Raw genomic sequence first — 11,616 nt, 5'->3', positions numbered from 1 at the left:
AGATTTTTTTGGTCTATGGTTCCTGCTTGTGGGCCATTCGAATTATTGATCAAAATATCAACCTTATTCGACTCAAAATAATGTGTTATTTGCTTTTTGTACGCTTCGTGATCATTGTAATCCACCAGGATATACTGATGCACCTGCCCTTTGGAAGTATCAAGACTTTCACAGGTACGCTGTAGCTTTTCCTCATGTCGGGAAGCTAAAGTTACAGATACGCCACAAGAGGCAAGCACCTGGGCAATACCTGCACCTATACCAGCAGAACTCGCTCCGATCAACGCCTTTTTCCCATTTAGATTGATTTCCATATCTTTTTGTTTTCTATTTTATAGTGTGTATGTATGCATAGCCAGTCATCTTCGCTGAAAATACGTTCTAGATCCGACTAATCGTTGTCCTTTGCCCGGATCATGGCGACAAATAAATATATAGCAAAGACCCATGCGGAGCCAAGGCATATCCAGGCAAAAATGGGAATTCCCCACCACTGCGGTTCTACCCTTGCAACGATAATCATTCCGCCCAGTAAATTGAGTGACATAAACATAATTCCGATGACAATACGATTGACCCCCTTGCGTAAAATGGCATTAAAAGATCGTGCACTGATCAGACGATGGTTGAGTGTAAAATTTCCCGTCCGAAACAAACGTACAAGAGCACGCATATCTTCAGGGAGTTTTTCGACATCGCGGGCAAAAGATTCAACTTTATGTTTTCCTTTTTTGAATATCGCCTCTGGAGAGAGTCGCTCCATCATAATCCTTCGTGCAAAAGGCTTGATACTCTCCATAATATTAAGATCGGGATATATCTGGCGTCCAATACCTTCCATCAACGAAATGCCCCGCATCAACTGATAGATATATTCCGGAAAATACAAGCGGTTGTCGCCAATGATGTTCCACAATTTATTGAATAATAAATCTAAGCTAAGATCCCCGAGAGACACATTGTCAATCATATCGAAAATCTCATATAGGGATCTTTCAAACCGGTTACGGTCCGGAATATGGCTCACCACCGCAACGTCTTCAATCACATCGGCTAAACGGACAGCATCTTCGGAAATAGCCGATTGAATAAACTCCTCAAGCTGCCTACGGTCTATTCCCAATAATTTACCCATATTTCCAAAATCCAAAAAAGCAATCCGTCCATCCGGCATCACCATCATATTGCCGGGATGGGGGTCGCCATGAAAGAAACCATGAATAATCACTTGCTCAAGGTATAAATTGATCCCATTTTTGACCAGCGTTTGGACATCCATTCCCCGACGTTTAATTTCAACGGCATCAGTTACCTTGAAACCATCAAGATATTCCATGCAAAGAACACGGTCCGAGGAGAGTTCAGGATAAACACGGGGCACCTTGATCAGTTTATTTCCTTTAAAGTTCTTCGTGAAGCGTTCGATGTTATGCCGCTCAATCATCAGAGACATCTCTTCCTGCATGGTCGTAGCGAAAGATTCAACAATTAGCAGAAGATTAAGGTTTTCCAGTACATCATTGTACATGGTCAGGATTTTGGCAATATCACGCATGAGTGCTAGATCACAGCGCATAACCTCATCGATACCGGGACGTCGGACTTTTAAAACCACATGGGTTCCATCTTTTAAGGTTGCGCGATATACCTGTGCAATAGAAGCCGCAGCAAAAGGTTCCGCAGCAATCTCCTGGAAATGCTCCTCAATATCCAGCTCCAGTTCTTCCTTCAGATAAGATTTAATATCCACTTCAAAGGGCGGAACATTGTCCTCTAGACGCTTCAGTTCCTCTACAAGCTCTTTGGGCAACAATCCTTCCCGGGTCGAAGCAGATTGTCCAAGCTTGATAAAAGCCGGACCGAGCTCCTCAAGCGCCATGCGAATACGGGCATAAACACTGATCTCATCGACATCTATAGGATGTTCTATGGCTGATCTGGGTCCTTTCCACGGCAATCGAGCGATTGCATCTTTAAAACCATATTTGGCCAATATACTTAAGATCTGAGAACTGCGCTGTAACTTCTTTGTCGGATTATACATAATGGACAATGATTTTCGATAACAATATACGAAATATCCTCGCGCTATAAACACGAACACCTGTAAAACAAAGTAGATATTTCATATGGTCGCTCTATTCCGTTTCCATTTGATCCAATTTCTCCTTGATCTCCGTAATATACCTACTGTAGTAGCAACGAATCATAATTTCTGTCAGGCCAACAACAAGGACGATAGACACAATTGCCGAAAGAATCATCCATACAATAAAGTTCGGTTCCTCTTGGAAAGTTTCCTTGAAATGGTACAACCGATCAAACCACACCGTTGTCTTATTCTGTGCTATCATAATAAGATATAGAAACAAAGCTTGTGGAATCATCACATAGGCCGCAATACGATAAGTCTCTACGGCATACTTCAAATCGTAATACAACTTGAGCAAGTGTTCTTTAGAAGCCAACAACTCGATCTTTTTCGTGCTCTTTACCAAATAAAAGAACCTCCGGTAATATAAAAGACTTGATAATGATATCTGTACGATAAAAAAGTAATAGGCAAATGCCGCATAACCTTCAATCTTATACATTGGCAAGATAGGCACCAAAAACAAAAAGCCCATACAAACGACCCAGGAGATAAACTCGCGTTTGATATTCTTGCGCAACTTGCCCATGATATTGCCAACTTCCTTATAGTATTTGAGATTTGGATTCTGTAAATCCTCATCTGTAGGCTGTTCCTGCCAAGATTTCTTTAACTCATCAAAATTCATACTTGTATTTTTTAATGATTTGTTGAATTCGCTCCTTCGTGCGGTTTAATTTTACGCGGGCGTTGACTTCCGATATACCCAGATTCTCTGCAATCTCGCGATGACTTTGACCTTCCAAAAACAAAAATATCAGGGCTTTTTCAATTGCATTGAGCTCTTGAACGGCCTGGTAAAAGACTTTCAGTTGCTCATCTTTATCGGTATCGTAAGCTTCTTCTGCAAAATCATGTCGCTCCTCTAACGCATCATAAATCTGATGCTTCTTTTCTTTTTTTAAGAATACCATTGCGGTATTGAGGGCAACACGGTACATCCACGTTGAAAATTTACTCTGTTGCTTAAATGTCGCATAGGATTTCCACAGCTGATACACGATTTCCTGATACAGATCTTGCCGCCCCTCATGATCATCCATATACATACGGCTCACCTTAACGAGAATACCTTTATTATCGTCAATCAGTCGAAGAAATTCTATTTCCGATGGGTTCACCTAGCGATTTTTCTTTAAATATATTTAGGTAATAAGTATAGCAAACAAACAAAGTGTTACAGCTTTATTTAAAATTATGTAAATTGTTATTAAAATAGAGACTAATCGCTGAAGATTATGGAGAATATATTTTATCAAGGTCAAATTATATGGGCGCAGATCGACGCAAATAGACATATGCGGCATTCTGCTTACGCAGACATATGCGCTCAGGCCCGTAGTAATATGTTGAACAAAATGGGCTTTTCATTGGATAAATTTGCCGAATTTCATATCGGTCCGATTTTATTCAGGGAAGAACTTATCTATTTTAAAGAAGTACATTTGGATGAATATGTACAGGTAAAAGTAGAACTGACGAAATACAACAAAACAAATAGTCGTTTTTCATTTATACATCAGGTTTTTCGTAATGACGGAGTTTTGTGCTGTACCGTTAACGTCGATGGAGCCTGGCTGGACCTTCAAAAGCGGAAATTAACCAAATTACCAGAAGAGATGGAGCCTTATCTCGCCAAAATTCCCCGATCTGAAAACTATACGGAAACGGAATAGTCTTTTCATCATGTCAAGATCATCCTTATAAAAGAAAAATCCCTCGGAACACAAACGGAACTCCGAGGGATTAAAACATAAACTAAACCTAAAAACTATTGTCTTTTATTCATCTTTTGGTCATTCCCAAAATGAACTATTTCCTGTGTATTGCTGAATTATTTAACTTCAATCAAACGTTTTGCAATGATTGCATCTTCTTTCTTGCCAACAGTCAAAATTAATATCCCACCTTCATAGGCAGCATCGATATTGCTGTAATCTACGGTCTCTGGCAATGTAAATGATCTTGAGAACGAAGAGTAATTGAATTCTTTTTTGCTGTATAATTTTTCTTCACTAACACTTTCCTCTTTTTTCTCAGCTGAAATCGTAATTAGATTTTTATCTACATTGATCTTAAAATCAGATTTATCCAATCCGGGCGCTGCCATTTCAACTTTAAATGATTTTTCGGATTCCGATATATTGACTGCCGGCACACGGGATACCAAACGATCTGAGATGAAGTTATCATTGAATAAATTGTCAAATACAGTGTTTACAAATGGATTTACTGCATCAGTGTTTAAACTTTTTGTAGGGAATTTAATTAATGCCATTTTTTGTCCTCCTAATTTTTTGTTTTATTGTTAAGCTTTTTTGTTCTAACTATTTGAAGAAAATTATTCAATTTGCGTACCAGCAGCTTTTAAAAGACAAAATGTCATTTTAAAATGAAAATAAATGCCATTTTGACTTATTCACAAATTATTGTTAGCGACTTAGCGATCAATCTGTCATCGACACCCCGCCCTATCCTAAATTATCCCCATATACAAACTAACGTATAGGAGACAAAACAGTTTATCAGAAGGTGTTATTTTTTTATTAAGCATCTGAAGCGGAGCGTTCAACTAACAGACTCACGTAGAAGAGAAAAACAGTTTATCAGAGGGTGTTATTTTTTTATTAAGTATCTCAAGCGGAGCGTTCAAAAAAATCATTAAGGTTGATTTTGTTCCAATGTAGCAATCAATAAGAATTTGACGGCATCGTAAATATAGTCCTTAGCCTCTGCATAGGAGATCCCATAGCGTCGAGGTACGACATCAGCATAATGCGAAAATGGTGTAAATAATTTATCATAATAAGCATCCAACTGCACCATTGTTGGCAACTCAAAAGCCAAACGAAGCTGAAACCGACGGATAATTGCTGTATCCAATATTTCGGGATGGTTGGTTGCTGCAATCAATACCGCTTCAGCAGGAAAATAATCGATCAGCTGTATAATGGTATTCACGAGACGACGCATTTCCCCCACATCCTTTTCTTCACTAATTCGTGCCTTTCCTATCTGATCGAATTCATCTAAAAACAGAACTGCTTTTTCACGCCCAGCTTTATCAAAGACCTGTTTAATGTGCTGCGAGGTTTCACCAATACGAGAAGAAATGAGGTTGCTCAGATTCAACACATAAATTGGTTTTTCGAGCGCTGTGGCCAAGGCTTTCGCCGTTGTTGTTTTTCCGCAACCAGAATAACCGTGCAGTAAAATCTTATTGCTAACCGGCAGACCATATTGTGAAAGCTCTTTAATATAACGATGCTCTTTAATCAGCTGATGGAGCTTCTGACGGCTCTCCTCTTCCAAGAAGACATCTTCTAAAGCTATCCTTTCCTTATCGGCAATTACAAGATCGTAAATATTCATAATGTTAATTTAAGACTATCAGATAACAGTTGGCAAAACTAAATCTTTCAGCCAGCATATCGCTGATCCAGTTTCAATTTAATCCTTGAAATATTTAAGGCCAACTTGGGAGCAGGAAAGATCTCCACCAAAGGGAGGGTTCGATTTACGTATCACCACTTCGATCGTCACAGCATCGGCCACCCGCAGCCTAATCTGATCTAGTATTTCTGAAGCTGCAGATTCGAGCAATTTTCGTTTAGGCTGCATAACGCTAGCGGTAATCTGATAGAGTTCTTCGTAATTGAGCGTATTTTTTAAGTTCTCTGTCTCCGTATTCAAAAAGGGAAAACATACATCAATAGAAACAAAAAACTCATTGCCAAGCACCTGTTCTTCTTCATAGTAACCTATTGGTGCATAGAATCGGGCTTCTTTCAGCGATACTGTTTGTAAAATGGTTGCCATGTACAAACCTAAGGAAATTGTTCCATACAAATGGGATTATTTGTATATTTAGCCATACCAAAAACCCAACAGATGAACTTTTTTTTATCATCAGCACTAGCAACAACGCTCTTATTTGGTGCCACAGCACTGCAGGCCCAAACCAATATGAAAGCCAGTGACACGGAATATTATAGTCCTGTCCCTCCTACATTAACGATCGATCATGGTATTCCAAGCGATGCAATTGTCCTTTTTGACGGGAAGGATCTCAGTAAGTGGAAAAGTGAAAAAGGAAAAGCCAATTGGACTGTAGCCAACAACGTGCTCGAAGTAAAACCGGGAGCTGGAGCCATTGAGACTAACGAACATTTTACCGATTTTCAACTGCATGTTGAATGGAAAAGCCCCGAAGTAATCAAAGGTGAAGGCCAAGGACGCGGCAATAGTGGAATTTTCCTACAGGGCCATTATGAAATTCAGGTATTGGACAACAATAACAACCCAACCTATGTCAATGGTGGAGCGGGTAGTCTGTATAAACAACGTCCACCATTGGCGCAAGTAATTGCACCGGACAAATGGCATGTATATGATATTATTTATAAGGCTCCTCAATTCAGTAAAGATGGAATATTGACCGCTAAAGGAACAGTAACAGTCTTACATAATGGAGTCGTTGTACAAAACAATACCCAAATCGACGGTACCACAGAATATATAGGACTACCTAAGCAGATAAGCCATGGCCCAGGCCCGATTATACTGCAGGATCACGGTGATTTGGTCCAGTTCAGAAACATCTGGTTACGTAAGCTATAGGTTTGCAGCAAACAATTTTAGTTAGAAAAGCAACAATTCTGTACTAGGTTTTATAGGGCTATTTCCCTAATTTAGCCCTATAAAATTTAAAAACAAACGGAATGTAATGAGCTCCTTGCGCCATTAATTTCTTACCGCAATAGACTTAGAAGCCTTATGTGAGTGGATTAATGACACGCAAATAACCACTGGAATGGGCTCACTTATGCCGTTGAGTATAAACATTCACACAATATTACAGTTTAATGAAAAGAATTGCGCTATTCTTCTTGTTGGCAAGCTCCATCAGCAGCTATGCACAACGTAACCTCAATTTAGAAGAAACAGTATTTGGCCCCCGAACTTATGCCCCAACATCGATAGCCGGAGCATCGTGGATCCCAAAATCAAACAACCTCTCCTATCTCGATAAATCGTACCAGAACCTATTATCCAAAAGCGCTTCCAATAACTGGAGCGAAACAAATCTCGTATCTAAAACAGATCTCGAAAAAGCACTAAAAACAGCTATCCCGAACGAAACATTTAGTTTGCGCGTATTTCCTTACGACTACAAATGGCGCGACGGAAATGCACTATTACTGCAAGTTGAAGGAAAAGATAAAACCTATACGGTAGCTTACAACATTAAATCAAAAAATATTGAAAGTTTTATCGGTAATGACAACAAGGGAGCTAATCGCGAAGTCAGTTCGGATTTTTCAAAAATCGCCTATTTAGTAGACAACAACATCGCAATTGTTGACAAAAACGGCAAAATTACCGCTGTAACCAACGATACAGACAAAGGGATTGTCAATGGAAGCGATTATACCCACCGTCAAGAATTTGGCATCAAGAAAGGAATGTGGTGGAACAATCAAAATGACAAACTGCTGTACTACCACAAAGACGAAACGATGGTTGCCAATTATCCATTACCGCAATGGAGTCCCAAAATTGCGGATATCAAATGGATCAAATACCCCATGACAGGCCAAAAATCAGAAGAAGTTTCTTTGATCGTTTACAATACCACCACAGGGCAAAAGGTAACCCTTCAAACCGGCGAGCATTCAGAGCAATATTTAACCATGGTTACATGGGATCCTTCTGGTAAATACATCTACGTCGGAGTACTTAACCGTGGGCAAAATGATCTTAAAGTCAACAAATATAATGCAGAAAATGGCTCCTTGGTCAAAACCCTGTTTGAAGAAACTGCGACAACCTGGGTTGAGCCAGAAAACCCATTGACATTTTTACCAAACAAACCGGATCAATTCCTTTATCAATCCGATAAAGATGGCTATAATCAACTTTACCTCTATAACACGGAAGGTAATTTCATCAAAAAATTAGGCTATAAAGATATTGTCATGGAAGCATTCCTTGACTTTTCGGCTGATGGCAACAAAGTAAGTTACACGGGAGTCACCAACAACGGTTTAGATCGCCAATTATTTGAAGTCGACCTAAAATCAGGGAAAACGGTTCAACTAACGAATGAATCGGGCATGCACCATGCTGCGCTAAGCAGCGATGGCAAGTACATCTACGATCAGTATAGTAATTTAAAAACACCAAATAAAATTCAGATCAAAGACGTTAAATCTGCTAAAGAAACAACCTTAGTCAATGCAGAGAACCCTTTTGCCGGAAAAATAAATGATCCTAAAATCGAATTTGTACAGTTGACATCCGCAGATGGAAAATACCCATTGACAGGACGTATCATTTATCCCAACGATTTTGATCCTGCAAAAAAATACCCCGTCATGTACTATTTATACGGCGGATCACATTCGCAGCTTGTTTCTAACAAATGGCTAGGAGGGGCCGGTTATTTTGATATGTATATGGCCCAACAAGGATATATCGTGTTCACCATGGACAATCGCGGCACAAATTACAGAGGCCGGGATTTCTATACGGCCACGCACCGCAACCTCGGTCAAAACGAAATGGCCGACCAGATGAAAGGAATTGAGTTCCTTAAATCAAAATCTTTTGTTGACCAACAACGCATGGGTATTTTCGGGTGGAGCTTCGGTGGTTTTATGACGACTTCCTTCATGCTACATCATAACGATATTTTCAAGGCTGCTGTAGCCGGAGGCCCTGTAATCGACTGGAAATTTTATGAGGTTATGTATGGCGAACGCTACATGGACACTCCACAAGAAAATCCCGAAGGTTATAAATTGACATCTCTGCTCACTAAAGCCGATCAACTGAAAGGAAGACTATTGATTATTCATGGCGCACAAGACCCTGTCGTTGTACAGCAAAACAGCATGGAGTTTTTAGAAGCCTGTATTAAAGCCGGAAAGCAAGTAGATTATTTTCTATACCCGACTCATGAACACAATGTAATGGGGAAAGACCGTATTCATATGTACGAAAAAATTGCTGACTACTTCAATCAACACCTCAAAAACCCATCCTAAAACTTAGGGAAGCAAAAAAACTAAAAAGGCATCTTTCAATATGAAAGGTGCCTTTTTGGTTTTATAATGTACAATATGTATCTTTAATGACAACACTTTAACCGATTATCCGCAGGCTTTGAAAAAGAACATTCCTTTTACACTCATTATACTGCGCCTTGTCTTAGGCCTGCTGCTGTTGCTCTTTTACTGGCTCAAAGTGGATCATTTTAAATGGTATGCAATTTCATTTCTTATAATCGGATTATTAAGTGACATATTTGACGGCATTATTGCCCGTAAGCTAGCTGTTTCTACCACGCTGTTACGCCGATGGGACTCCAGTGTTGATCTCCTGTTTTTTGCCTGTATTTCACTGGTAAGTTACCTGAGCTGTCCCCAATTTTTTCAGGATAATGCTACATTGATTTTGATCTTGGTAGGATCAGAGATATTAACCTACATCATTAGTTTTGCAAAATTTAAAAAGGAAATTGCAACACACTCCATTGGAGCGAAGATCTGGACGCTGTTTTTATTCGCCCTTTTAGTCGAATTACTGCTACATTGCCAATCAACAATCTTATTTCAGTTAACGGTCTGGCTAGGCCTTCTTACGCGCCTGGAAATTATTGCTATTATCCTCACGCTCAAAAACTGGTCTAACGACATCCCAAGTATCTATCACGCTATCCAGCTACGCAAAGGAAAGGCGATCCTTAAAAACAAGTTGTTCAATAGTTAATGCGGCTCCTCATCCAAACCTTCAGATAAACTATATAATGTCCAATGTTTTGTTTTTATTGACTGAGATTCTGTCCGAAGCAATTGGATAAAATCCTGCACACCGAGTTCTTCATTCCCATTACCATGAATCAGAACAATACTTCCATTCTTGGCTTGCTGCCCTTTAGCCAACCATGCATCCGAGCCAACTGCAATAAGACCATAAGACAACAGCCGTTCAATAATATTTCGATCTGAAACTAGGCCCGGACAACGGAAAAAAACGGAAGGCATAAGCCCATTTTTTAGCATCAATTTTTCATTCTCCAATACCTCATAATTTAGATTCGTATTTTTAGACAGCAGAAAATTGGACGTTAAAGGGTTATTATTAAAAACATGGTCGTACGTATGATTGATCCAGGTAATCTTTACACCTTTTGTATCCAATGACTTTAGCCATTCCAGATCTGCAGCATGATTTAGCATCCATTTGCCCGAAACAGAAACGGCCAGTGGCAGGGTGCTATCAATTCCCTTAAACGTAACGAGAAGATCCTCAAAAATAGCTTTGTCCAAAGGTTTGTGTGAAGGACATAGATCGATCGTCAAATTAATACCCGCCTCTTTGGGAAGTCTAAAATTCAGTCCCGCATCCTGTAAGTTATTTTCAGTTTTTCTGACCAAGGAAAAACAACTTTCATATACCGAACCACTTAGACTTTTCGTAACCTGAGCCGCATCTTTGTACAGAACGCTTACCGATCGATCTCCTACTACACGCGTTTGCAATGTAGTAGGATCTACCGTTAAATAATATTTTACAGCATTTTTCGTGAAACTACGGATCCCCACCAAGGAATTATTATTTTCACGAAGGATTAACCACTCTGTTCTGTAGTTTTCCAAATTAGCATATGAAGCCTGTCCATAAGAGAATAGGACGCATACCAAAAATAGACAAACAAAAATGAGCTGTTTCATCATCAATTACCACTTGTTCTTTTTGACTGTAGATTTGTTGGCCATACCATCTGCTTGCCATCTTTATCGATTGGCAATATGATCTTTTCCCGGGAGACCAAAGTTGGTTCTTCACAGGCTAGGTAAGTTAAAATCGCAACGATAATGGCGTTTTGTTTCACCTCATCAAACACAATCTTATCGTAGGTATCGCGATTGGTATGCCAGGTCACTTTACCATAATCCCAGGAAGTGGAAGAGAGCCCAAAGGCTGGAATTCCTTTTTGGACGAAAGAAGAGTGATCACTCCCTCCCGTCCCCGGCATGCCCGGAAAACTGGTTTGGATTTCATTACGGAACTCTTCAGGCAAATATTGCAGCCAGCGGCTAATGTATTCGTAGGACTTTTCAAAACCACTCCCCCCGATACGGACAATTCGCCCCGTCCCGTTATCCTGATTCCATACCACCTGTATATTTTTAGCGATCTCGGGATGGTCCTCGACAAATGCGGAAGAACCGTTCAGCCCCTGTTCCTCACTTCCCCAGTTACCGACCAAAATCGTTCTTTTATTTTCCGGATAAACCTTTCTTAAAATACGGACTGCCTCCATCATTGTAATCACCCCGGTAGCATTGTCTGTCGCACCCGAAGCGCCGTCCCAAGAATCCAGATGTGCAGAAAGCACAACATATTCGTCCGGTTTTTCTTTTCCTTTGATCTCCGCAATACTATTATAGGTTTTT

General features: G+C 39.9%; 13 protein-coding genes. 4 read left to right on the top strand and 9 right to left on the bottom strand.

Going from position 1 to position 11,616, the window contains the following annotated elements:
- The 4 genes from B2X72_RS06030 to B2X72_RS06015 all read right to left on the bottom strand — a co-directional run.
- Nucleotides 1-314, bottom strand: a 314-nt coding sequence (locus B2X72_RS06030; RefSeq protein WP_286848582.1) for an SDR family NAD(P)-dependent oxidoreductase, incomplete at its 3' end; no start/stop codon positions are given.
- A 77-nt stretch (nt 315-391) separates the two neighbouring features.
- Nucleotides 392-2,044: an ABC1 kinase family protein gene (locus B2X72_RS06025; protein WP_145328320.1), complete on the bottom strand. Its 1,653-nt coding sequence runs from the start codon at nt 2,042-2,044 to the stop codon at nt 392-394.
- Between the two features lie 94 nt (nt 2,045-2,138).
- Nucleotides 2,139-2,780, bottom strand: coding sequence for a hypothetical protein (locus B2X72_RS06020; RefSeq protein ID WP_088162869.1), 642 nt, complete (start codon nt 2,778-2,780; stop codon nt 2,139-2,141).
- On the bottom strand, nt 2,770-3,273 hold the full coding sequence (locus B2X72_RS06015) for an RNA polymerase sigma factor (protein ID WP_145328321.1): 504 nt from the start codon (nt 3,271-3,273) through the stop codon (nt 2,770-2,772). The genes B2X72_RS06020 and B2X72_RS06015 overlap by 11 nt, the downstream gene beginning before the upstream one ends.
- Nucleotides 3,274-3,390: 117 nt before the next feature.
- On the opposite strand from B2X72_RS06015, the gene B2X72_RS06010 reads away from it, so the two are divergent.
- Complete coding sequence (locus B2X72_RS06010; protein WP_145328322.1) at nt 3,391-3,828, top strand: acyl-CoA thioesterase; 438 nt, start codon at nt 3,391-3,393, stop codon at nt 3,826-3,828.
- A 158-nt stretch (nt 3,829-3,986) separates the two neighbouring features.
- Here the strand turns inward: B2X72_RS06010 and B2X72_RS06005 are convergent, their stop codons facing one another.
- The 3 genes from B2X72_RS06005 to B2X72_RS05995 all read right to left on the bottom strand — a co-directional run bounded on the left by B2X72_RS06005 (nt 3,987) and on the right by B2X72_RS05995 (nt 5,971).
- Entirely contained in the window at nt 3,987-4,430 is a 444-nt protein-coding gene (locus tag B2X72_RS06005) for an Hsp20/alpha crystallin family protein (RefSeq protein WP_088162871.1), read from the bottom strand.
- A 383-nt stretch (nt 4,431-4,813) separates the two neighbouring features.
- Entirely contained in the window at nt 4,814-5,524 is a 711-nt protein-coding gene (locus B2X72_RS06000) for an AAA family ATPase (protein ID WP_088162872.1), read from the bottom strand.
- Between the two features lie 78 nt (nt 5,525-5,602).
- On the bottom strand, nt 5,603-5,971 hold the full coding sequence (locus B2X72_RS05995) for a dihydroneopterin aldolase (protein ID WP_145328323.1): 369 nt from the start codon (nt 5,969-5,971) through the stop codon (nt 5,603-5,605).
- Nucleotides 5,972-6,043: 72 nt separating this feature from the next.
- On the opposite strand from B2X72_RS05995, the gene B2X72_RS05990 reads away from it, so the two are divergent.
- The 3 genes from B2X72_RS05990 (at nt 6,044) to B2X72_RS05980 (ending at nt 9,925) form a co-directional block, all read left to right on the top strand.
- Entirely contained in the window at nt 6,044-6,772 is a 729-nt protein-coding gene (locus tag B2X72_RS05990; RefSeq protein ID WP_088163757.1) for a 3-keto-disaccharide hydrolase, read from the top strand.
- A 245-nt stretch (nt 6,773-7,017) separates the two neighbouring features.
- Entirely contained in the window at nt 7,018-9,201 is a 2,184-nt protein-coding gene (locus B2X72_RS05985) for a S9 family peptidase (RefSeq protein WP_145328324.1), read from the top strand.
- Nucleotides 9,202-9,319: 118 nt separating this feature from the next.
- Complete coding sequence (locus tag B2X72_RS05980) at nt 9,320-9,925, top strand: CDP-alcohol phosphatidyltransferase family protein (RefSeq protein ID WP_208734256.1); 606 nt, start codon at nt 9,320-9,322, stop codon at nt 9,923-9,925.
- Here B2X72_RS05980 and B2X72_RS05975 read toward each other — a convergent pair.
- Both B2X72_RS05975 and B2X72_RS05970 read right to left on the bottom strand, forming a co-directional pair.
- The gene (locus B2X72_RS05975; RefSeq protein WP_244294491.1) at nt 9,922-10,893 is read right to left on the bottom strand and encodes a polysaccharide deacetylase family protein; all 972 of its coding nucleotides are present in this window, start codon (nt 10,891-10,893) and stop codon (nt 9,922-9,924) included. The two genes, B2X72_RS05980 and B2X72_RS05975, sit on opposite strands and share 4 nt — an antisense overlap.
- On the bottom strand, nt 10,893-11,616 hold a 724-nt coding region (locus B2X72_RS05970), incomplete at its 5' end, for a M20/M25/M40 family metallo-hydrolase (protein ID WP_286848573.1). The genes B2X72_RS05975 and B2X72_RS05970, both read right to left, overlap by 1 nt.

This window comes from Sphingobacterium sp. UBA7253 (genome assembly GCF_002472745.1).
GTDB classification, from domain to species: Bacteria; Bacteroidota; Bacteroidia; order Sphingobacteriales; family Sphingobacteriaceae; genus Sphingobacterium; species Sphingobacterium siyangense.
Note: the sequence above shows the minus strand (reverse complement) of the source record. Positions and strands in the feature narration are given on the sequence as shown.

Bases quoted from the DNA above. Each gene is read 5' to 3' on its own strand.
- B2X72_RS06020 (WP_088162869.1), bottom strand. From the start codon at position 2,780: ATGAATTTTGATGAGTTAAAGAAATCTTGGCAGGAACAGCCTACAGAT.
- B2X72_RS05990 (WP_088163757.1), top strand. From the start codon at position 6,044: ATGAACTTTTTTTTATCATCAGCACTAGCAACAACGCTCTTATTTGGT.
- B2X72_RS06010 (WP_145328322.1), top strand. From the start codon at position 3,391: ATGGAGAATATATTTTATCAAGGTCAAATTATATGGGCGCAGATCGAC.
- B2X72_RS06000 (WP_088162872.1), bottom strand. From the start codon at position 5,524: ATGAATATTTACGATCTTGTAATTGCCGATAAGGAAAGGATAGCTTTA.
- B2X72_RS05975 (WP_244294491.1), bottom strand. From the start codon at position 10,893: ATGATGAAACAGCTCATTTTTGTTTGTCTATTTTTGGTATGCGTCCTA.
- B2X72_RS06005 (WP_088162871.1), bottom strand. From the start codon at position 4,430: ATGGCATTAATTAAATTCCCTACAAAAAGTTTAAACACTGATGCAGTA.
- B2X72_RS05985 (WP_145328324.1), top strand. From the start codon at position 7,018: ATGAAAAGAATTGCGCTATTCTTCTTGTTGGCAAGCTCCATCAGCAGC.
- B2X72_RS05995 (WP_145328323.1), bottom strand. From the start codon at position 5,971: ATGGCAACCATTTTACAAACAGTATCGCTGAAAGAAGCCCGATTCTAT.
- B2X72_RS06025 (WP_145328320.1), bottom strand. From the start codon at position 2,044: ATGTATAATCCGACAAAGAAGTTACAGCGCAGTTCTCAGATCTTAAGT.